Origin of the sequence: Paenibacillus sp. FSL L8-0435 (genome assembly GCF_037965655.1) — a bacterium.
Classification (GTDB): Bacteria; Bacillota; Bacilli; order Paenibacillales; family Paenibacillaceae; genus Paenibacillus.
On record NZ_CP150185.1, the window covers coordinates 5219228 to 5240901 of the forward strand.

21 protein-coding genes are annotated in these 21674 nt (G+C 45.3%); 5 read left to right on the plus strand and 16 right to left on the minus strand.

Annotated features, from left to right (window positions below; genetic code table 11):
• Window positions 1–116: 116 nt before the first annotated feature.
• The 7 genes from NST33_RS23185 to NST33_RS23215 all read right to left on the minus strand — a co-directional run bounded on the left by NST33_RS23185 (window position 117) and on the right by NST33_RS23215 (window position 4567).
• Complete coding sequence (locus NST33_RS23185; RefSeq protein WP_339305251.1) at window positions 117–1259, minus strand: DUF4179 domain-containing protein; 1143 nt, start codon at window positions 1257–1259, stop codon at window positions 117–119.
• Window positions 1249–1722 carry a sigma-70 family RNA polymerase sigma factor gene (locus tag NST33_RS23190; RefSeq protein WP_339178442.1) on the minus strand — a complete coding sequence of 158 codons (474 nt, stop codon included), beginning with the start codon at window positions 1720–1722 and terminating at the stop codon, window positions 1249–1251. The genes NST33_RS23185 and NST33_RS23190 overlap by 11 nt, the downstream gene beginning before the upstream one ends.
• Window positions 1723–1936: 214 nt before the next feature.
• Window positions 1937–2338, minus strand: a complete 402-nt coding sequence (locus NST33_RS23195; protein WP_339178444.1) for a hypothetical protein — start codon at window positions 2336–2338, stop codon at window positions 1937–1939.
• Window positions 2339–2374: 36 nt separating this feature from the next.
• Window positions 2375–2701 (minus strand): hypothetical protein, encoded by a 327-nt coding sequence (locus NST33_RS23200; protein WP_339305253.1) that lies wholly within the window; start codon window positions 2699–2701, stop codon window positions 2375–2377.
• A gap of 14 nt (window positions 2702–2715) precedes the next feature.
• On the minus strand, window positions 2716–3363 hold the full coding sequence (locus NST33_RS23205; protein WP_339305255.1) for an SMI1/KNR4 family protein: 648 nt from the start codon (window positions 3361–3363) through the stop codon (window positions 2716–2718).
• 27 nt (window positions 3364–3390) lie between these two features.
• Window positions 3391–4071, minus strand: coding sequence for a hypothetical protein (locus NST33_RS23210; protein WP_339178452.1), 681 nt, complete (start codon window positions 4069–4071; stop codon window positions 3391–3393).
• Between the two features lie 28 nt (window positions 4072–4099).
• Complete coding sequence (locus NST33_RS23215; RefSeq protein WP_237177123.1) at window positions 4100–4567, minus strand: DUF6386 family protein; 468 nt, start codon at window positions 4565–4567, stop codon at window positions 4100–4102.
• Between the two features lie 188 nt (window positions 4568–4755).
• Between NST33_RS23215 and NST33_RS23220 the strand changes: the two genes are divergently transcribed.
• Window positions 4756–5133, plus strand: a complete 378-nt coding sequence (locus tag NST33_RS23220) for a PilZ domain-containing protein (protein WP_036617371.1) — start codon at window positions 4756–4758, stop codon at window positions 5131–5133.
• 77 nt (window positions 5134–5210) lie between these two features.
• Here NST33_RS23220 and NST33_RS23225 read toward each other — a convergent pair whose 3' ends face one another.
• Together NST33_RS23225 and NST33_RS23230 are read right to left on the minus strand one after the other, a co-directional pair.
• Window positions 5211–6554: a uracil/xanthine transporter gene (locus NST33_RS23225; protein WP_339178456.1), complete on the minus strand. Its 1344-nt coding sequence runs from the start codon at window positions 6552–6554 to the stop codon at window positions 5211–5213.
• A gap of 49 nt (window positions 6555–6603) precedes the next feature.
• Window positions 6604–7191 carry an ankyrin repeat domain-containing protein gene (locus NST33_RS23230; protein WP_339305258.1) on the minus strand — a complete coding sequence of 196 codons (588 nt, stop codon included), beginning with the start codon at window positions 7189–7191 and terminating at the stop codon, window positions 6604–6606.
• A gap of 184 nt (window positions 7192–7375) precedes the next feature.
• Here NST33_RS23230 and NST33_RS23235 point away from each other — a divergent pair, with 184 nt between their 5' ends.
• Window positions 7376–8278, plus strand: a complete 903-nt coding sequence (locus NST33_RS23235; RefSeq protein WP_221824498.1) for a LysR family transcriptional regulator — start codon at window positions 7376–7378, stop codon at window positions 8276–8278.
• A 71-nt stretch (window positions 8279–8349) separates the two neighbouring features.
• Here the strand turns inward: NST33_RS23235 and NST33_RS23240 are convergent, their stop codons facing one another.
• From NST33_RS23240 to NST33_RS23265, 6 genes are all read right to left on the minus strand, one after another.
• Window positions 8350–10254: a beta-glucoside-specific PTS transporter subunit IIABC gene (locus tag NST33_RS23240; RefSeq protein WP_221824500.1), complete on the minus strand. Its 1905-nt coding sequence runs from the start codon at window positions 10252–10254 to the stop codon at window positions 8350–8352.
• 128 nt (window positions 10255–10382) lie between these two features.
• Complete coding sequence (locus NST33_RS23245; protein ID WP_145323608.1) at window positions 10383–11234, minus strand: PRD domain-containing protein; 852 nt, start codon at window positions 11232–11234, stop codon at window positions 10383–10385.
• Window positions 11235–11467: 233 nt separating this feature from the next.
• Window positions 11468–12898, minus strand: coding sequence for a glycoside hydrolase family 1 protein (locus NST33_RS23250; RefSeq protein WP_336765139.1), 1431 nt, complete (start codon window positions 12896–12898; stop codon window positions 11468–11470).
• Between the two features lie 44 nt (window positions 12899–12942).
• Window positions 12943–14625, minus strand: a complete 1683-nt coding sequence (locus tag NST33_RS23255) for an S-layer homology domain-containing protein (RefSeq protein WP_336765106.1) — start codon at window positions 14623–14625, stop codon at window positions 12943–12945.
• A 135-nt stretch (window positions 14626–14760) separates the two neighbouring features.
• The gene (locus NST33_RS23260) at window positions 14761–16218 is read right to left on the minus strand and encodes a glycoside hydrolase family 1 protein (protein ID WP_169481317.1); all 1458 of its coding nucleotides are present in this window, start codon (window positions 16216–16218) and stop codon (window positions 14761–14763) included.
• Window positions 16219–16507: 289 nt separating this feature from the next.
• A complete protein-coding gene (locus NST33_RS23265; RefSeq protein WP_336765105.1) occupies window positions 16508–16801 on the minus strand; it encodes an MbcA/ParS/Xre antitoxin family protein in 294 nt (97 codons plus the stop codon).
• Between the two features lie 147 nt (window positions 16802–16948).
• On the opposite strand from NST33_RS23265, the gene NST33_RS23270 reads away from it, so the two are divergent.
• The 3 genes from NST33_RS23270 (at window position 16949) to NST33_RS23280 (ending at window position 19691) form a co-directional block, all read left to right on the plus strand.
• A complete protein-coding gene (locus NST33_RS23270) occupies window positions 16949–18013 on the plus strand; it encodes a suppressor of fused domain protein (RefSeq protein ID WP_221824506.1) in 1065 nt (354 codons plus the stop codon).
• A gap of 26 nt (window positions 18014–18039) precedes the next feature.
• A complete protein-coding gene (locus NST33_RS23275; protein WP_221824508.1) occupies window positions 18040–18801 on the plus strand; it encodes a LuxR C-terminal-related transcriptional regulator in 762 nt (253 codons plus the stop codon).
• A gap of 110 nt (window positions 18802–18911) precedes the next feature.
• A complete protein-coding gene (locus tag NST33_RS23280; protein ID WP_221824510.1) occupies window positions 18912–19691 on the plus strand; it encodes a hypothetical protein in 780 nt (259 codons plus the stop codon).
• A 107-nt stretch (window positions 19692–19798) separates the two neighbouring features.
• Here NST33_RS23280 and NST33_RS23285 read toward each other — a convergent pair whose 3' ends face one another.
• Window positions 19799–21550, minus strand: a complete 1752-nt coding sequence (locus NST33_RS23285; protein WP_336765101.1) for an ABC transporter ATP-binding protein — start codon at window positions 21548–21550, stop codon at window positions 19799–19801.
• Between the last annotated feature and the right edge of the window lie 124 nt (window positions 21551–21674).

The following is a 21674-nucleotide window of genomic DNA, read 5'->3' on the forward strand; positions in this document are numbered from 1 at the left end:
GCTTTTCTTATTTAAGAAGGGATGTCTCACAAGGCTTACAACCTTGAGGGACATCCCTTCTCTGCTTTCACTAACATCCACCTAATCTGAATAAGAGTATTGCCAGTTAGTTCATCTTATTTGATTTTGATTTCCAGTTCATCCTTCTTGGCTTCCTGCAAATCATCATAGACCTTATCTGGTTTACCACGAAGTTTTAATACCATGGACTCCGGATGGTCCAACAGATTGCTACTGAAAGAATACATCATTCCGTCTTCCGTTCCGCTCCCGCCTACCATGGATAACTTGGTCTGTTTCCCGTTTTTAGTGGTAGTTACAATCTCAAGAGGCTGAACGACTTCACTGATCGACAACTTCGTTTTGTAATCGATCTCTTGCTCCGGCTCAAAAACAATTCTAACCCGAGTCACAAGCGGTGATAATTCCACTTCGGACAACGTAACTTCATGACCCCCAACGGTAAAGGTCCGATTAACGTTGATGATTTCCGTTTTGGGGATAGAAAACTTGGGATCCAGAGGGAAAGAAACATTCATTTTTTTGGAAAATTGATATTTTCGTTCTTTCTCCCCCTTGTCTGTATAATCCCCCACATCTGGCACAACTGAAGACAACTGGAACTGAAGATTCACTTGCTCAGGCAGCAGTTTATTTCGACTTCGCTCAATTGTATTCCGTCCATAAATGGTATACTTATCCTTCGAAAAATGCACACCTCCTGCACTTCCATTGTCAAGCAAGTACCCTGTGGAAGCATCCGTCATCTTCATATCAACAGTCGAATACATCTCTTGCGAAGCATCCGTCTTGGCGGTATACAATACGGTTATCCTGTTCTCATCTGCCATAACCGCATTCACGGTAAACTGATATATGCCCGATGTAACCGTCCGATCCACAAGTTGCACATAACCATGATTGAGCGTTGAAGTAATCGTAGCACGGTCCATATCCGAAGTTAGCAGGCCACGAAAGGGCTCTAGCACTCCCCAATGGGTTACAGGCTCAGTATATGTTGCCTGCTCTTGACCATAACTCCCAAGCGGACCTAAGAGAAACCAACCCGCGGCCAGGGCCGTGACCAGCACTGCCGTAATCCATTTGATATGAACGATCCTACCTGATCGTTTTGTTCTGCCCTTCGCGAGACCACGTTGAATCGCAACAGTCGTATCCGCCGGATTCCATTGCTGTTTCTCTCTTTTTACCTGATATGCATCTGCAAGAAGTGCTTTCTCCTCCGGGTTAGTGGTCATGCCAATCCCTCCTGTTCTTCATCAACTTGCGCAACTGTTGGAGTCCCTTGTGCTGCCAGGTCTTGATCGTTCCTTCCGGTTTGCCGAGGATGGAGGCAATATCCGTCAGTGTCATGTCGTTATAATATTTTAGCAATAATACATGGCGATATTTCGGTTTCACCTTTTGCAAAAGAGATTCCATAGCGATTCGATTATCATCAACGCTAATCATCCAAGATGCCGGAATGCTGTCCTCCATATCCTCCTTCGCCAGAGGTGTCGCCCGCTTGCGGCGCCTCTGTTCATCGATGCAGACATAGATCAGAATTCGAATGATCCAAGATTTGAACGCCTTCTCATTGTTCAGCGTACGACGTTTGATCCAAGCACGGCACGTCATCTCCTGCACAGCTTCCAGCGCATCTTGCCGGTTACGCAGATAACTGTAAGCAATAGAAATGAGCGTATCTTGATGTTCCATAATGGATTGCACAAAATCCGTCTCGTCTTCGGTCTGTACATCCCTCCTTCTCTCTCTTTCTGTGGTATAAGACGGGTGAGTGAAGCAAACGGTTTTTAATATTTGTTCATTATAAAAAGCCCCGCCATCATCATGAGGGAGCTTGATTACCTAGCAAATCGGCCGCCGATATACTGAATTACACACAAGCATGAACAATCCAAGATCAACTAACTTATAGGTTCCCGGTGACTTCGATCCCGTCAGCCAATTGCAGATGATTTCTCACCCAAGTGGTGAACTGATTCAAAAACATCCGTAATTCTGGCTCTGCAACCACCTGTTGATCCAGCTCTGATAAAATCCCCACCCACACTTCCTTCGTAATCGGATTCTCCCAGCAGGGATCAAGAGCCTTCATCTCTTCTCCAGTTCGCGGGTCAGTTAAGGGAAATGCGCGATCCAATGCAGGACGAATATAGTCAAAGTCTTCATTATATATGAACAGCATGTCTTCCATCTCTACTTCAACCGATTCTTCTATGTATAAAGGGGATAAAACAAAACCCACATTCCGCTGTGGACCTTGATACTGATATATGAGCGCAGGAATTGTTCTCTTTGATTTGTTAGTCATATATGTTCCTCCTGTTTCAGGCAAATCTTCTACCGATCAGAGTTCAAACCAGATTAAACCACCATCAACCTGGCTGGTTTCTCGCTCCATCTGATGCATCCAGCTCCGCGCCTCTTCACCCCAGATATGAAATAAACAGTAGATATACGACTCCCCATCCACAATCTCTTCTAATCCGGATGCCTCTTCTATCCACACTTCAAGGGCTCTAGGCCAGGAAGGATCTTCACGTTTCAATACAAAGCTGTTGGCTTGGTGTTCTAAGCTGTACATGTTGGTAAACGTTAATACACTTGCCAAACGCTTCACAACTTCAGGTAAAATCGCAGGTTCTGTTGTGCTAATTCCATATTCCCAGCCCATATGTACAACCTCCCTCAGACTTCTTTTGCTCCAGATGATTGCTTTTGTTCATGCATTTGATGGATTGAACGATCCAACCACAACTCATACCAGTCCAGAAAATGTAATCGATTCGTATTGCCCCAATACTGATCAGGATAGATTCCATTGCGGTTAGCCCGGTCATCAACCCAGATCTCTCCGTAAGAGGCTCCCTTAACGATCAGATTCATGGAGATGCCACAGCCAAAATCACTGATGCGCAGCATGCCTGCCGACCATTTTGGATCAAAATATTCATGTTCCAGCGCTTCCCATTCCTCTTCTTCCTTGCTGTCATCGAACCAGTCATAGTTCCAGTTCCATGCTTCCGTGAATTGAAAAGGGTCCGAGATCGCATTCAGCTCATCATCATAACCCAGCACAGCGTATACGCCGTCATCCGGGTTTTCCAGACCATAATAAGGTCCTGTACCACCGGTTCCCATATGAAGAAGCCATACCTTATAGTCCTCCGGCAACTCAATTCGCCATTTCTGTTCAAATTGCGTAATATCCTTCTGGGTCCACACAGACGCCATTTCATATTCATGGTTTTCTGCGCCAAACAGCTCCAGATCCGGGTCCAGACTTCGGAGAGTGATCAACTTTTCACGCATACGTTCCAGTTGTACATTGTACATGGCTTACTTCCCTCCTTTGCTACTCCATTACGTTTGTTCCACGGCGTACCCGCGTTGCTGCAACTCACCCAGTGTGGCTGCCACATCTCGCTCAGGACACAACTGCTTAATCAGTCTGGCGGTCACCGGTTTTCCTTCATATACTTCAGCTACGGCTTCCAACGGCAGATCCGGCAAGTCATAGTACCCTTTGGACCAATCAGCGTAATCTTCCGGGTTCTTCTCCACATATCCCAGCAAAAATTCTGCGCCACCTCTAGCGTCCACTTTGTCTTCCTCGGCCATCGCCAGCTGAATCCAGTTACCAACCTTCCATGGCAAGTCGTTCCCTTCCTGCCATAGGCAAAAGGTCACATCCTCCAGATCCAACGTTTCCTCCTGATCTCGGAGAACAGTCATCAAAGTCTCCGGCACTTCATCATACATGCCCGGGTAGATCTCACCATCCTCACGAGCATGTGGGCTCAAGGGTGACTCATGATCAAATCCTTTGATCAACGTGCCTGAGTTCGTAAACAATACATGCAGATGATCACCTGCGCCGTTATTGATGCTTCCCCATGCCACACCTGGCTGAAGTTCAGCTTCATAATGATGTACGCGTAGCCATTCTTCCTCCGAAAAGATGATATCCAAAGCAGCGAGTATTCTCATTTGTTTACGCAGGGCATCTGCATTCATCATCGTTATCTCGTTCCATTCCTGCATATGAATCCCTCCTGTTTGTATATGTACACTATATCCGGATTAATTCATCCAGCGTGTTATTTCCCTGAATACTTGGTGTCATGACAATGGTGATCCGACTGGCTTCTCTGGAGATGATACACGCATAATTTCCGGGCTTTAACTGAAACAGAACCCCTTCACACGTCTCATCCGGCTCCAATTCATCACCAGTGACATCATCCGCCGCTCCCAGATAGACGTGCCCAGACGGAACTTGCAGATGATACACCTTTTCCCGTTCCGCTGTGTGATCTGGATCTGAATCCTCCTCTACATCCTCCAGGCTCCATTCCACCTCATACACTCCATCCGCTCCCAGATTCAAGAACAGACAATGCCCTGCATTCACCTCAGCCAGCTCATCCACTGGAATGGACCACCAGTCGGAAGTATCCTCAAGCCGATGTTTTAACGCTGCCAGATCATACAGGCACAATGTTGCCGTATCTGTAACCATTTGAAATGTTCCTCTCATATTCACCCGTCCCTTCTGTCTGATCCAGGTCTGACCTCAGAAATATATTCCATCATTATATCAAGCCTGATACACGTGTAAAAGGAACCCATGGACCATCTCTGCTTGCGCAACTCTTCATTTCTCGCTCCAAATGGTCGATATAAGCATAACTGACTTTTTTTGAACCTGATGGAGGAAGCCAAGCCATGTCAATTAACAATAGAAAAGAACCCTTTCGCTACACGTTGAAGGAACCAATCCACTTTGAGATCTATATTCTCAGCATCAACGGGGTTAACGCACCCGCCAAACCCATTCAGGCCGAACTCTGCGATATCAGTCGATCCGGCTGTCAGCTGTCATTTCCGCTGTCCCTGCCTGTAGAGAATAACGATATTCGGATTGGAATGAATATGCTGCTCTTTGAAGACCCTCTATATATGGAAGGCACTCTCCGCTGGGGTCAAGAAAAAAATACCTCATGGCATTATGGTGTTCAACTCGAAATGCAGGATGGGAACCAGGACCGTCTCTCTAGAGAGATGCGAATGCTTGCAGGACAAGGCAAAATTATTGTGAAATAGTTAGATGCCATATAGCCTGATAACAAAAAAACAAAAAAACAGCCCAATCAAATTGGACTGTCGCAAGATGAAACTCTTTATGCCGCTTTACTAACTGTCGCTGGTTGTTCCATTTTGGACCAGTTCACGGTTTTTTCAAGAACCAGTGAGACCAATACCCCTATGACGAGACCATTACTTATGATCGGAATGAGGTACATGGGCAAAGTTTGAAAGGCCTCAGCAGGAATATTCATGACCGCAACTCCCGTGAGGACCGGCAGCGCTACACGATAGATCGTTTTAGAATTAAACGTTGTACCTTCAAGCGTTCTTAGTGCCGTGCCGAACATCTGAAGATAAGCCACGAACAAAACCGCACTGCCGACGCTTGGTGGTATTTGTGCAAAAAATGCTGTCACTGAAGGTGTAAGCCCCATCATACATAACATCCCCGCTCCAATAATCAAGGCAGCACGACGCAGAATGCGAGTACTCTCCAGGAACCCGATCGATGATGCAAATAAACCAAAGGGCAGCACACCTACACAGGCTGACAACATCGTGAACAGACCCGTTAGCGCATAGGAATGCCTATACTGACGACTTGTTGTTTCTGTCCGGTATAGTTTCTCAACTGTGCTTAATGTGGTGATCGAATTCGTCATGTTCACCAGTCCCACGAAAAATGCAGTAATGACAATACCCGGTTCCCATCTGGGTGCTCCCCACGGAAACAGTTCGAGACCAGCCGGGGCCTGATTAGGCTGTCCGCCATGTTGTCCAGGAAACAACAGACTATAAGCGATCCAGCCTGCTACAATCCCAATCAGGATCGCGTAGTTCCCCAGTTTCCCCCTTCCCTTTAATTGAATCCATGCCACCAAAAATGCAATGACAACGGACAATGCGGCAACAGGCAGATCGAAGCGGCCAAACTCCGTATATCCAATCATGCCTTTGAAAAAATTCATGGTTAATTGAATCGTCATTAGAAACAACATGGCACTCTTCACCATAGGTGTGAACAGCTTTTGTAGCACTTGCGCTGCTCCCAGCCAACCCAGAATCACCATCGTTAGTCCCGCTAACAGAAAACCTGCAGCCAACCCACCGCCAATACGCTCCAGACTCATACCGGCCGATGAAGCAGACACCGTCAAACTTAGCGTCAATCCCCACCATAACCCTGACGGACCATCCATAATCGCATATCGATGACCAAATACGGCTTGAAGAATACACACTGCTCCGGTAAGAATAAATGCGTGCTGCATCGACGCAGCTATAGCATCAGGAGACAGATGAAAATTATGTCCAATGGATAGCGGAACAACAACGGTATTGGTAAACAGGTAGAAAAACCACTGTATACCTGCCAAAATCAGTGAAGATACGTCCTTCATATTCTTTTGTGAAAAATGCTCTTGATGTCTGTTCATTCGTTTGGAATATCCTTTCACTGTCTGTATCATAAATGTACAAGCCTTTTCAGACTTGGGTTAATAGTCGTTCCATCTCGGCATACCGATGCCGGCTCGCATGTGCAAGCGGTGTAATCCCGTCCCGATCCGCAATCTTTGGATCTGCACCATATTGCAAAAGCAAGACAACAATCTGTTGGTGACGCGGCCCACCATCCCCCAAAATGACCGCTTCCAGCAAGGCTGTCCATCCCAGGTTGTTGATATGGTTCACATCCACATCACTGCGTGTCAGTAGAAGCTCCACGATGTCCACATGGCCCCGATCCGCTGCCGGGATAAGAGCTGTGCCGCCAAAACGATTCGTTAACTTCGTATCTGCACCTGCTGTAATCGCCAATTCGACCATGTTATACATACCCTCAGCACTCGCGTATAACAGCAGGTTGTCCAATCGTGCATCCTGAAGGTTAATGTCGGCTCCGGCGTCCACTAGCATCCTTGCCGTGTCTATCTTGTTACCGTGCACCGCAGCCATCAGAGGTGTCCGCCCCAATGCATCCCGTTCGTTCAACCGGTTACCCTGTTGTGTGATAAATCGAATGACCTCATCGGTATGGCCCGCTTGAGCAGCATCATGTATTGTTTTAACCACGTTGTTTTATCCTCCAATTCAAGGTCTTTCTCATGCAGTAATATTGATATAGAAACCAAACCCTGTTAGTCAGGTATGCAAATCTAATGTATGGTAACATAAGATCGTAGTATATTAAAAATACATGTTTTGTTGGCTTTCCATACGAATTACATATACATTGCAAGCGAAGGAGAACAACCACTTGGATATCAAACAATGTCGCTATTTCATTGCCATTGCTGAGGAGAAACAGATTACAGCAGCAGCCCGAAGACTTCACATGGCTCAGCCACCCTTAAGCCAGCAGCTTAAGTTAATGGAGGAAGAGCTTGGTGTAATGTTGTTTGAACGCAAAGGACGTATGATGGAGCTAACGCAGGCGGGTCGCAGCTTCTATGATTATGCGGTTACCTTGACCAAATATATGGAGGAAGCTGTAATGGAGATGCAAAGTTTCCGTCATGGCATCCGGGGCAAACTTGCGATCGGCATCAATACCATATCGGATCGCCTGATCCCGCAAGCACTGCAACAGTTTCGCACCACCCACCCACAGGTTACCTATAAAATTCAACAAAATGAATCTGCGCAATTATGCCGATTGCTGGAAGATGGCAAAGTTGAACTTGCCTGTGTACGCATGCCTGTCCAGACTGAACGTTATGAGGTGCTGCATCTGCCACAGGAGCCCCTTTTCTATATTTCTTCGACACCACTTGATAGTCCGACAGAGATGGGACCAGGAGTGGAGATGGGGACTTATTTTGAACAGCTTACAGGTATCCCTCTACTGCTTCCAAGTACAGAGGGACTCGGCATGTTCGAGTTGATTCTGGACAAGTTCCGGGAGCATCAGGTTACCCCCTCCATCATGGGTGAGTGCTCAGACATTAATATGTTGCTCGAGCTGGTCCGACTCGGCTTCGCCAGTTCCATCGTGCCTCATACGGTACTGCAGCTATACCAAGAGCACCCTTTCCACGTATATTGCATTCAGGATCAGCATTCCACGGTTGGCTCGGCGCTGGTCTGGCTACAAAACCGCTATCTGTCCAAGCCTGCACAACATTTTGTGCAATTGGTGCAGGATATGCTTCCCGTGTAAAAGCTATAAGCAAAAAAACAGCAGCTTTACCGGATTACACTCCGGTGAAGCTGCTGTTTCATTTTTTATGGTTAAGCTTTAGCTGTAAACAACAAGTCTTTTTCTTTGATCGTAGTGCGACCAGCAGATTCAATGGACTCATACTGATGCATATTTGTAATAATAACAGGTGTAATCGTCGTGTAACCGGCTTTTTCGATCTCTTCCCGGTCAAACTCCATCAATACATCACCTACGGTAACCTTCGCACCTGCTTGAACTTTAGGAGAGAAGAATTGACCTTTCAGCTTCACGGTATCAATCCCGATATGAATCAACATCTCTGCGCCTGTATCACTTACCAGACCAATGGCATGTCCACTCTTCGATAACGAGAATACTGTACCGTTGATCGGAGATACAACACGTCCCTCAGATGGTTGAATCGCGAATCCTTTACCCATAATCTCTTCAGAGAATGCAGGGTCTGGAACTTCGCTCAGCGGTTTAACTTCACCTGTGATCGGGCTGAATACTTGCTCATCTTGTGCTTTTGCTTCTTCAGTTACAACAGAAGTCGTTACTGCTGATTTTGCAGGCTCAGCTGCTGGTGCTGCTGGCTCAGTTGCATTTTCTTCTTGGAAGCCCAGGATATACGTAATGATTGCTGCAGCTACGATGGCAATCAAACCACCAACCAGAGCATAAATCAAAGTGCTAATTGCTGGACTGACAAATGCCGCAATACTCGGCAGACCTGCAAGTCCTGTAATAACATAAGATTTAACATTGAAGATTCCCATAAATGCACCAGCAATAGCACCCCCGCTGAGAGCTGCGATAAATGGTTTTTTGAACTTCATGTTGATACCATACATCGCTGGTTCCGTGATCCCCATAATAGCCGTAAGACCTGTGGAATAGGCAAGGGATTTGGTTTTGCTATTTCTCGATCTGAGTCCCACCCCAAATGCTGCGCCACCTTGTGCAAGGTTAGCTGCAAACATCAGTGGAATAATAAAGTCGTAACCCAGTGTTGTCATTGAACCTACAACGATTGGCAACAACGCATAGTGCATACCCGTAATGATCAGCAGTGACATCGTACCACCAATCAGGATACTTGCGAAGATGGACATGTTATCGAACAACCATGAAATACCACCAGACAAACCATTACCAAGAACAGTACCGAGTGGTCCTACAGTCATCAACGTCAGAGGAACCATAATTAAAAGGGTAACTGTTGGAACAATGAGTAACTTAAGTGAAGCATGTATAACACGATCAACGGCTTTCTCTACATATGAAGCAATCCAAACTGCCAGAACAATCGGAATAACTGTAGAAGAATACGTTGCCGCTATGACTGTAATCCCCATAAAGGATGAGTTGTGACCATCTGCCAGTAATGCTGTAATGGTCGGGTGCATAATGCCCGCAGCAAGCGCCGCAGCAATATACATATTACTACCCAGCTTACGTGCAGCACTTATCGCCAGAATGATTGGCAGGAAGTAGAATGCACCGTCGCCGATTGCTGACAAAATGATGTAGGTTGAGCTGGTATCGGACAACCATCCAAGTGCGACCAGGATCGCCACGATCCCTTTGATCATACCTGCACCCGTAATCGCAGGCAGGATTGGTGTAAACATACCTGAGATGAAATCGAACAGCGCACTTATTGGATTTCTCTTTTTCTTTTCCCCAGTTGAAGCACTTGATGTTGCATTATCTGCGTTTGGAGATTTGGACATGTTGCCAACAAGTGCGTTATACACGATAGGTACATCGTTACCAATGATGACCTGGAACTGTCCACCGTTCTCCATAACACCCATAACGCCTGGTGTATTTTTTAGCGTCGCTTTGTCCGCTTTTTTGTTGTCATTGAGGTTGAATCTGAGTCTTGTCATACAGTGTGTGACTTGATCGATATTCTCTTCGCCACCAACAAGCTTCAGTATATCCTTGGACAATTGTTGTGTATCCATTGTGTTTTGCTCCTTTTATGTGTAATGAAGGTTAAAAAAAAACCTAAACACTGAATAATGACAAAGCAGAAAAGCTTATCATTATTCAACGTTTAGGTTTTGCCTTTTTAGCAGTAACAATCCTAACTTTATTCAATTGTTTGTTCATTTCTGACAACTCGTTCAATATGAATGGTCAGATACAGTATTTCTTCCTTGGACAACACCCGATTATAGATCTTACGCGTATAGTCACTGATCCTTACTGCACATGCATGTGCTTCCGGATACTGCTTGCTCACCAAGTCATGAAGTGGATTATCTTCTTCTTTATCTTCAATCGCCATTCCTTGCAACACACGTTGGGCAAAGAACTTCAGATGAGTTAAAAATCGATAATAACTCAATGAATCTTCATCAAGTTCGATCACAAAGCTACGTCTTACAATGTTAAGTATGTCCTTAACGATGTTCGTAATACTGATCGTTTCCCTCATCTCACCGTTCATCTGGGCATTAACCAGATGCATTGCAATGAATGCGCATTCGTCTTCGGGTAACAGGACACCTAACGTTTCCTCAATAATCTGTAGCGCCTTGAGTCCAATGGCATATTCCTTCCGGTACATGCGCTTGATCTCCCAGAACAATGCGTTACGGATCTGCAATCCTTGACGATGTCGATCAATGGCAAAATGAATATGATCCGTCAGTGAAATGTAGATGCTTTCATGCAGCTTCTCACCTAACACCGTCTCGGCATAACGGATAATCTCATCCGAGCACTCGACATATTCAACCGGGATATCAGACAGAAGTGTTTTGAGTTTCTGTGATACTTCCTTACTTTCAAGCGAGAATATTTTTTCGACGAGACTCTCGTCAATCGATTCACCAGTATGCTTTTTGAAGGCAATTCCACGTCCCATAACGACCAGTTCGTTTCCTCCCGGATCAATTACGGTAACTACGTTGTTGTTCAGCACCTTCTCAATTTTCATTTCTTCACATCACCTTGCACCGTCAAAGTAGTAAAAGGCAAAACCAAAGCAGGTCACGAGATATGCCCTGCTTCTGGTTTTGCCTGATTGAACAGTAACAATCCAGTATTCATTAGCCTTAGGCCCATCTTACCATATAATTATCCATATGACAATGTTTTTGTGAAAGCGGTTAATGTGCATTAATGTGACATAAGAAGGTGCGTGTACAACCATGCTTTAAGAACTAATATTTACTCGTTGTTGTTCTTAAGACTTGCGCCATTCGTACCAATAACTTCTTTGTACCAGTGGAAAGATTTTTTCTTGTAACGATCCAGTGTTCCTGAACCGTCATTGTTGCGGTCTACATAGATGAAACCATAACGTTTCTTCATCTCTGCTGTTGAAGCACTTACCAGGTCAATACAGCCCCATGACGTGTAACCCATCACTTCTACGCCATCCTCAAGAGCTTCGCCCACCTGTACCAGATGGTCATTCAAGTATTGAATACGGTAATCATCGTTCACCGTTTTATTGCCATTTTCGTCCGTGATCAGCTCATCAACTGCTCCCAGACCATTTTCGACAATAAACAATGGTTTTTGATAACGGTCCCAGTATTTGTTCAGCGTTACGCGTAGTCCTTGCGGATCAATCTGCCAGCCCCACTCGCTCGCTTTGAGATAAGGGTTTTGCACACCTGCGAACAGGTTTCCTTTTCCTTCAACCCGTTTCTCCTGATCACCTGTCTCACAGATACTTACATAATAACTGAACGAGATAAAGTCTACAGTATGCTTCAGAATTTCAGCATCGCCATCTTCAAACTTGATATTGATATTATTCGCTTTGAAATAACGATTAATGTATTTCGGATAGTAACCACGTGCATGGATATCAGCAAAGATATCATTGCGCTGTTCCGCATGCATCGCTGCAACCACATCATCCGGGTTCGGAGTTAACGGATACGTAGGCATGCTCAGTACCATACAGCCGATTTTCGCTTCAGGCATAATTTCATGACCCAGTTTCACAGCCAAGGCACTGGCTACCAGTTCATGATGGATCGCTTGGTACAGATCCTGTTTGGACAGTTCTGCTTTTGGCGTGTAGATCCCACCACTCATGAATGGTTCCTCCAGGATGGAGTTGATTTCATTAAACGTCAGCCAGTATTTAACTTTGCCTTTGAAACGGTTGAACAGCACTGTTACATAACGCTCGTAGAAATCGATCATTTTACGGTTTACCCAGCCATCATACGTTTTGGACAAATGCAGCGGTGTCTCATAGTGAGAGATCGTTACGAGTGGTTCAATCCCGTATTTGTGGCACTCATCGAACAGGTCATCGTAGAATTGCAGACCTTTCTCATTTGGCTCCATTTCATCACCTTTAGGGAAGATACGGGACCAAGCGATGGATGTACGGAACACTTTGAAGCCCATTTCAGCAAACAGTTTAACATCCTCTTTGTAGCGATTGTAGAAATCGATCCCGATCAGTTTCAGGTTATCCTCTGTAGGACCTTCCGTTCTAGGCGTTGTAATCCCGTGAGGCATGACATCTTGAACAGAAAGACCTTTGCCATCTGTATTATAAGCTCCTTCAAGTTGGTTGGCTGCTACAGCGCCGCCCCATAGAAAGTCTTTCGGAAATGGTGTAGTCATATCAATCATTCCTCTCATTATTTATCACTATAATAGTTTGGTTATAAAACTTAGTTGGTTGGCAATTGTTCCAATCGTTGTAGAATCAGCTCCAGCTGAGCACCTGTAACCGACTTCGATGACTCAAATTGATCTTTGGACATACCGGACATAATACCGGCTTTGGCACTATTCTGAACGGCTTCATAAGCCCAATGCTTATCATTCAAATCCTTGAACAATACTACAGTTGACTCGCCTGCAGCATTCCAACCGCGACTCGTCAAAATATGGTCTACGATCACTGCCATCTGTGCACGTGTTACTTCCTCTCCCGAGGCAAACATCTGATTGCTGACACCTTTCATCAATCCTGCCTTGGTCACTGTCGCAATGGCCTGACGAGCCCATTCAGGAGCAGAATCTGTGTACGGGTAAGCAGATTCGGATACTTCAGGAAGATTTAACTTGTTGGCAAGCACGAGGGCGATCTGCGCTCTTGTCACAGGCTCCGTTGGTTTTGTTCCATGCTCTATGTTACCTCCATCCTGTTCCCCTGAAGTCCCTTTGCTTAGTTGGAACAGGTCGGCAAGTACTTCTTTGTTGTCAAAAGCCGGTACCCATGACCAATGCTTCATGCCACCGTACAGTCTTTGGCTATCCATGTATGCATCGTCATACAGCATCATATTGACATGCTTGGCTCCAAGCTCAGTCAAAGCCTGATAAGCCAAAGAGCTTGTCCGGCTGTCAGTGGTTGGATCATTTTGGGCATGCATAATCCATACTGGGACATCCACAATATCTTTCAGTTCTTTTTTGAATGCTTCTACAGATCCGGTGTAATCCGCTACCGTATCCTTGGCCGCTACAATAATCGCTCCAGCAAACAGATCGGGATATTGTGTCAAGAAACGGAAGGCACCACCACCGCCACTGGAAACACCAGACAGATAGATTCGATTCGGATCAACTTCACCTTCAGCAACCAGCTTCTGAATCAACTCATACTGCGCCACGAAGTACGCCTGCATCTGGGCCAGTTGCTGCGGGTTATCATAGATTTTGAAGCTGTAATTCTCAGGATACTGTACGGCCAGTACGGAAGTATCATACCCTGATTCCGTCCAGACTACAGCTCCACGATTTGCAGTAAGATGGCTGCGCCCGTCCGTACCAACTTCGCCACCACCATGGAGCCATACCATGAGCGGCTTTGGTTCTTCGGACGTGCTTCGTTTCAGTTGATAGGACAAGTTCGCACCATTACTGCCTGTAAATTGTCCGTTTTCAAACTCATCGACCGTACGAGTTTTGACTACATTTACATTTTTATCGTCAAAAGAAAGTTCAGGATACGCCTTGCTTGTGACTGCAAATGCCGACTTAAATCCACCTGGATATTTAAAAGGCTTTACCGCCATATGGATGGTATGATCCGTAATTGTCAATTTTATTCCGTCATCTTCATACTCATTCTGTATGATCTCTTCCGCTTCATTTAAGGGATAGCCATCATAATTTCCAGTAATTTCGAAGTCTGAAGCTTTCAGATTCTGATATTTCTCCGGATTCGCTACAGTAATGTCAAAGGACTCTACCATCTCTCCAGGATCACCAACATAGGTATTGGCCTGGATTCGAGTAACCTGGGTGCTTTCCGCACCAACGGTGGCTGGCCAGATCACACTCAGACTTAGTGTCAGGGCAAGCATCCATCCCATACTTTTTGTGTTCATACTCCATCTTTTCAAAAGATATCCCTCCATATGTAATGTTTGCAGCACATAAAAAAACGGACAAACGCTAATCAGCAGGCCCTCAGGAACATTAAATTCCATTAAACACTAACTGTTATATCAGGTTTGCCCGCTCAGAAAACGTGAGAACTACAGTTGCTCACCATTACTGGAGATTACGTTTTTGTACCAGTCGAATGAATCCTTTTTGGAACGTTTGAGTGTTCCGTTACCTTCGTCATCCAGATCCACGTAGATAAAACCATAACGTTTGGACATTTCGGAAGTGGACATACTCACAAGGTCAATTGGGCCCCATGCTGTGAATCCAATCAGATCCACACCGTCTTTGATGGCTTCTTTCATTTGTTCAATGTGTTTTTTCAGGTAATCCACTCGATAGGAGTCATGGATCGAACCGTCTTCTTCAACACGGTCATATGCACCCAGACCATTTTCTACGATGAACAATGGTTTCTGATAACGATCCCAGAAGTTGTTCAGGGTTACGCGCAGACCGATCGGATCGATCTCCCAGCCCCAGTCGGATGCTTCCAGATAAGGGTTTTTCACGCCGCCAGTCAGGTTACCCGATGTTTCTTCCTTGTCTGCAGATGCAGATTTGGTTACGGACATGTAGTAGCTGAAGGAGATGAAATCAACGGTATTGTTCAGCAAGATCTCATCATCGCCTGCTTCTTTTTGAATCACGATGTCGTTTTCTTCAAAATAACGAGCCATGTAGTTCGGATATTTACCACGAGCATGCATGTCTGTGAAGAAGAGGTTAATCTGATTCTCGTGTTGAGCCAGACGAACATCTACTGGATTACATGTTGCTGCATAAGTTTCCATACGAGCAAGCATACAACCTACTTGGGAACCAGGCATAATCTCGTGAGCAAGCTTTGTTACCAATGCACTTGCTACAAATTGGTGATGCAGCGCTTGATAAGTGGTTTGCAGTTTGTTGTCCACTTTATCGATCAGAATGCCGCCGCCAGTGTACGGGCTGAACAGCATGACGTTAATTTCATTAAACGTCAGCCAGTATTTCACTTTATTTTTATAACGGTTGAACACCGTTTCTGCATATCGAACATAGTGCTGGATCACTTCACGGCCTGCCCAACCGTTATATTTTTGCGTCAAGCCAAGCGGTGTCTCATAATGAGACAATGTAACGAGCGGCTCGATGCCATATTTCAACAATTCGTCGAATACTTCATCATAAAATTTCAAGCCTGCTTCATTCGGCTCTTGATCATAACCGTTCGGGAAAATACGTGCCCAGTGAATGGACAAACGGAATACTTTAAAGCCCATTTCAGCAAACAATGCAATATCTTCTCTAAAGTGATGGTAGAAATCGATACCAAAACGTTTCGGGAAACGTTCTTCGATTTTGCCGGAGAGGATCTCTTCGATTCGGGAAGAGGAGATTTCCATGGCATGTCCGCCTGTACGCTTCTCTTTGGGAACATGAGCGATCATGTCCGCTGTGGAGAGGCCTTTGCCGTCCTTATCGAATGCACCCTCCAATTGATTGGCAGCTGTAGCGCCGCCCCATAGGAAGTTTTCGGGGAATCCTTTTTTTGCCGTGGTCATGAACAACAACCTCTTTTCGAAATTTATTTTGGTTTTTCCAGGTAAAAAACTGCAATTTAGAGCAGAAAACAAGAAAAACCTAAACTCAAGGTAAAATAGCACCAAAAAAAGGAGCTTTCATTTCACCATCAGTTTAGGTTTTGCCTGTCTTCACAGTTACAATCCATCAAAAGATGTTATTGCATATTCTGTTGTGTTTGCTCTTGTAATGTAAGCGTAACATATCTATTTTGCAAAATCAACTTCACTGGATCATATGATCGTTCACACACTCTCACCATCGAAAAAATTAACGCGGCATACGCATAATCGCCGCCCTTAATGCCTGCGCTCCTTCCTCCGTTTCCAGGTAAACAGCGGGACTTTGGTCCCCTAAAGCCGGGATATCTTTCGCCATCCATTCAAAAGCGTACTCCCCCGTTTCACACAAAAGCACCCGACCTATATCTGCCGGAATCCCTTGTAATCGCGCACGTTCTACCCATGCAGGGTCCAACTTTTGTCCAAGTTCTTCGAACAATTCGGAAAATGAGTCCCAGCTTGCCTGATTAAACTCCTTTAAATAGATACCTTTCATACTCATGTAATTTCACTCCCTGGATTGCAATTAATAACTCCGAAGTCCTATCTGACACAATTCATCCTTAAGCCGCTTGAATCCGTTTCTGTAACAGGTAGACTTAATTTTAAATGTTTTTCGGGGGAAAGAACAGTCAAGGAGGATTCAATAATGACTCAGGAAGAAAACACATCCGGTTGGGATGCGATTGATCAATCCATGCGTGAATTGTATGGGGAACAGGAACCAAAACACTACGGCACTGCCCTTCCGTATATGCTCGGTGGGCCTGATCCACTTGATGGTATCAGCGTCTATGCGGTGAACACACCTATGCCTCACTGGCATTTTGTCACATATGGTTTCTCTGAATTATATGAAAAAGAGATGCAGGATGCATCCAAGAGCGGATATGGATTCGAGCTCACCTTTCGTCTTACACGCAGTGAAGCAGAGACTGATCCGCCAGCCTGGGCGCTGAATCTGCTACAGAATGTAGGACGTTACGTGTTCAACAGCGGAAATATCTTTCAGCCAGGAGATTACATGGACGCCAATGGCCCCATCTGTCTGGAATCCGATACTTTGCTGACTGCTCTCTCGTTTATTGAAGACCCGGATCTACCCGCAATCTCTACGCCTAATGGTTCAGTGCAATTTATTCAGATGGTTGGCATTACAGGTCGGGAATTGGAAATGGTTCAAAGCTGGAATGCTCGTGGATTCCTGTCTGTCTCCTCCATGTTCATGCCCAAATATGTGACGGATCTGATGAGAAATTCGTACGCAGATATTCCTTCGGTTATACAAGCGGTTGAGGATGGAATGGAGAAGGACGGGTCCAGTACAGCGTTTTTATTCATACAACAACTGGCTTGGGAGTCTCCTCGCAAAAGATTGCTGCAAAAATCGGTCCCGGCCAAACTCCAGCTTGGAGCCAAACAAGCCGTATTAGTTGGCACCATCCTTCGCAGCCGAATTTTGAAAGGTGCCTCCCTATCCTTGATTGGACCGGATACGAATATTCTGTTCGAAGCAGGAGAACAACCAGCCGTATTGGAATCGGACAGACAAGTTACCCTGACGGTAAACAAACAAATTGTTGAGGAGCTGGCAGAGAACCTTCATCCGGTTGAAGGGACATTCGAGGTGGTTTCGTTAGATCATCTTCTCGTTCAGATTGTTAGAACAGAGATTAAGGACCAGGAAGGACATGTCATTCAAACGATTGGATGAGAACTGTACAGCAAGGAGGAAACAACATGCCTGCCATTACATTTGCCACACGACACGAAGAGTCCCCGACTTGCTCGGATGCAGCAGGAACGGCTCCGTTCGACTATTTACCAAAATCCAGTCTGGACAGGCTTCGCAAAATCAATCACTTTCTGATTCATGCATTCCAGAACAGTATCTCGGATATCAAAGAGAATTTAACGGGCACCTATCTTTTTCTACTCACAGATACGGACGGTGTGTTACTCTCCATGGATTACAGTTCAGATCTTGAAGCTGTGGTGAAACATTCCCCTATATGTCCGGGTATGATCTTCACCGCAAAGAGCTGTGGAGTTAACGCCATATCAGAATCGATGGATAACAATAAACCTGCACTGTTGCTGCCGGAACAGCATGAAAGTCCTTATTTTCAAAGCTGGCATTGTTATGCCGCACCTCTGTTCATGGGATCACAACATGTTGGTTATCTGGATGTGTCCACCATTAATGCAGATATGCAAGGTGAACTAATCGCCATTGCCAAGCTAATTCCAGCTTACATGCAGAACTGTTACCAGAGTCAACAGACTGCTGAACTGTGCGACAAACCGACGGTGGAGTTCACCGAGCGTCAGTTAACCATTCTTGAGATGATAGCCGGTGGCCTCACTGTAAAAGCCATTGCTTTGAAATTAAAGATCAAGGAATGCACCGTGAATCATCACAAAAAAGTGATTTTTAACAAATTAGGTGTGCAATCCAGCACAGAAGCTGTTTCAATTGCCAGCCGAATGTCTTATGTATAGAAGACCCCTATAGATTCCTATAGGTAGTATATGAGAACGTTTGTGCTACAATTTAGAAAGCAGGCAACATGTAGAGAGAGAAACACACACACACATTTCAGGAGGGTAATATGACAATTCCAAAAAAAGCTTCTTTATTCGCCATGCTTATTATGATTATGCTGGTTGCAGCCGCTTGCGGTGACAAAGCAGATAACACAGCCGCAACAGAAGAGCCTACCCCGACAGAAACAACGACTGGTACTGATTCAGATACAGCGAATACAGAAGAAACAGAGAAAACAGAACCAGCAAGCGAAGAGTCCAAGGAAACTGATAATTCCCAAGACGTTGAGCTGGGGACGACGGAAAAAGGTTCTTACAACAATGATTATTTCGGCGTATCTCTGAAATTCCCGGAAGCATGGGAGTTCCAGGATGCTGCAGGCATGAATGAGCTGACAAGTGCTTCATCCGAAGCGATTGCTGGTGATGATGAAACAAAGAAAAAACAAATCGAACTGTCTCAGACCAAAACATTGAATCTGCTTATGGCTTCAAAGTACCCATTGGACGGAGGTCAAGTTGGCCCTTCCGCTATGGCCATTGCTGAGAAAGTAAGCTTGTTGCAAGGCATTCGTACAGGTAAAGACTACCTGGAAGCAACCAAAAAATTCATGGTGGATAGCCAGTTCCCTTACGATTATAAGGAAATGACAACGGAAACCATCGGTGGTAAAGAGATGGATCTGATGCAAATCACGATGGATGCAGGTGACGGTTCAACCATTACTCAAGATTACTATAGTACAATCATTGAAGGTTATGCTTTCAACTTCATCTTCACTTACATGGATGATAAGACCAAAGCCGAAATTGATACCATCAAAAAATCGGTTCAATTCAAATAATCGCTTTCGATTACTGCCATTATACGAAACACATATAACACAACCCCGATAACGATCTATGGAGATCATTGTCGGGGTTCTTTTTTTACTAAAAAAGATTTCTTGCACTAACTAGATATGGCTACCCAGTGCCCTTCCGTGACTTCTACCCACTTGGAATGTTCCAGATTATAACGGTCCTCTACTTCAACATTTTCTCTAGTTGTTTCTTTGACAACATGTCTCTTTTTCTTCGCTTCTACCGCTGGGTCAGGCACAGGAATAGCAGACAGTAACGCCTTGGTATAGGCATGTTGCGGGTTGGAATAGAGTTCTTCACTCTCAGCCAGCTCCACAATTTTCCCGTTATACATCACCGCCACTCGATCACTGATATGTTTAACCATGGACAAGTCATGCGCGATGAAGAGATACGTCAATCCGAGTCGCTGCTGCAACTCTTCAAGCAGCTGTACGATCTGAGCCTGTATCGATACATCCAGTGCAGACAACGGCTCATCACATACGATGAATTCAGGTTCCACAGCCAGAGCTCGTGCAATACCGATCCGCTGTCTCTGTCCACCCGAGAATTCATGTGGATAACGCTGCGCATGGGTGGGATCGAGACCTACCATCTCCAGTAACTCCTCCACCCGCTTCTCCCGCTGAGCTGCAGTACCTGCAAGTTGATGAATATCAAGCGCTTCTCCAATGATATCCATAATCCTCATTTTGGGATTCAGAGATGCATAGGGGTCTTGGAAGATGATCTGCATATGTCTACGCATCGTTTTCATCTCCGAAGCCGACAAGCGATTGAGCGGGACTCCTTTAAACAGTACATCTCCACCCGTTGGCTCATGCAACCGCAGAATCGCACGCCCCGTGGTTGATTTTCCGCTGCCAGATTCCCCTACAACGCCAAGTGTCTCTCCTTGACGAATATGGAAACTGATATCATTCACAGCCTTTAAGGTGTTGCCTTTCCCCAGATTAAAATGTTGTCTGAGCGATTTCACCTCAAGCAACGGCTGATCATCCTCGAGATCTCTCGGGACCAACGATACCGGTTTTGGCTTTTTCTTCTGATCCAGACGTGGTAATGCATTCAGAAGTCTGATCGTATACGGGTGTTTGGGATTAGCAAAGATCTCTGTCGTTGTCCCGGTTTCCACAATCTGTCCTTCCTTCATAACAACAACCCGATCACATATGCCTGCCACTACGCCCAGATCATGTGTGATCAGAATAATCGATGTACCCAGTTGGTCCTGCATATCTTTCATCAAATTCAGAATCTGGGCCTGAATGGTAACGTCCAGTGCGGTTGTCGGCTCATCGGCAATGAGCAATTCAGGACGACAAGCAAGTGCAATACCAATCATGACCCGCTGACGCATGCCTCCGGAGAATTCGTGTGGATATTGGTTGTAGCGTATTTCACTACGAGTTATCCCCACCCGCTCCATCATGGCAATTGCCTGTTTCTTGGCTTCCCTTTTGGACACCTTCTGATGTTTGATCAGACTCTCGGAGATCTGTTTACCCACTTTAATGGTCGGATTAAGAGAACTCATCGGGTCCTGAAAGATCATGCCAATATCACGCCCGCGGATGCTCTCCATCTCTTTCTGCGTTTTATTGGCCAGGTCGACCCCTTTAAATAGAATCTCTCCCTTTTTCATCTGCGAAGGCGGGGAAGCAAGCAGCCTCATAATGGAACGTGCGGTCACACTCTTTCCACTGCCCGATTCGCCTACAATGCCCAGCGTCTCGCCTTTTCGTACTTCAAAACTCACTTCTCGCACTGCCTGAAACTCACTCTCTCCAGAATGAAAAGAGACCGATAGATCGTTAACTTTCAATAAAGGTTCCATATCATCACCAGCTCTCATCCGTTTTTCACATTCACTCATCTCATATGTATACCATTTAAATCCTTGACAATTGTTTAGACCCTAAATAATATATACTATATCAATCGGAATAATGCAATTTAAA

Bases quoted from the DNA above. Each gene is read 5' to 3' on its own strand.
- NST33_RS23185 (WP_339305251.1), bottom strand. From the start codon at position 1,259: ATGACCACTAACCCGGAGGAGAAAGCACTTCTTGCAGATGCATATCAG.
- NST33_RS23190 (WP_339178442.1), bottom strand. From the start codon at position 1,722: ATGGAACATCAAGATACGCTCATTTCTATTGCTTACAGTTATCTGCGT.
- NST33_RS23195 (WP_339178444.1), bottom strand. From the start codon at position 2,338: ATGACTAACAAATCAAAGAGAACAATTCCTGCGCTCATATATCAGTAT.
- NST33_RS23200 (WP_339305253.1), bottom strand. From the start codon at position 2,701: ATGGGCTGGGAATATGGAATTAGCACAACAGAACCTGCGATTTTACCT.
- NST33_RS23205 (WP_339305255.1), bottom strand. From the start codon at position 3,363: ATGTACAATGTACAACTGGAACGTATGCGTGAAAAGTTGATCACTCTC.
- NST33_RS23210 (WP_339178452.1), bottom strand. From the start codon at position 4,071: ATGCAGGAATGGAACGAGATAACGATGATGAATGCAGATGCCCTGCGT.
- NST33_RS23215 (WP_237177123.1), bottom strand. From the start codon at position 4,567: ATGAGAGGAACATTTCAAATGGTTACAGATACGGCAACATTGTGCCTG.
- NST33_RS23220 (WP_036617371.1), top strand. From the start codon at position 4,756: ATGTCAATTAACAATAGAAAAGAACCCTTTCGCTACACGTTGAAGGAA.
- NST33_RS23225 (WP_339178456.1), bottom strand. From the start codon at position 6,554: ATGAACAGACATCAAGAGCATTTTTCACAAAAGAATATGAAGGACGTA.
- NST33_RS23240 (WP_221824500.1), bottom strand. From the start codon at position 10,254: ATGGATACACAACAATTGTCCAAGGATATACTGAAGCTTGTTGGTGGC.
- NST33_RS23245 (WP_145323608.1), bottom strand. From the start codon at position 11,234: ATGAAAATTGAGAAGGTGCTGAACAACAACGTAGTTACCGTAATTGAT.
- NST33_RS23260 (WP_169481317.1), bottom strand. From the start codon at position 16,218: ATGACCACGGCAAAAAAAGGATTCCCCGAAAACTTCCTATGGGGCGGC.
- NST33_RS23265 (WP_336765105.1), bottom strand. From the start codon at position 16,801: ATGAGTATGAAAGGTATCTATTTAAAGGAGTTTAATCAGGCAAGCTGG.
- NST33_RS23270 (WP_221824506.1), top strand. From the start codon at position 16,949: ATGACTCAGGAAGAAAACACATCCGGTTGGGATGCGATTGATCAATCC.
- NST33_RS23275 (WP_221824508.1), top strand. From the start codon at position 18,040: ATGCCTGCCATTACATTTGCCACACGACACGAAGAGTCCCCGACTTGC.
- NST33_RS23280 (WP_221824510.1), top strand. From the start codon at position 18,912: ATGACAATTCCAAAAAAAGCTTCTTTATTCGCCATGCTTATTATGATT.
- NST33_RS23285 (WP_336765101.1), bottom strand. From the start codon at position 21,550: ATGGAACCTTTATTGAAAGTTAACGATCTATCGGTCTCTTTTCATTCT.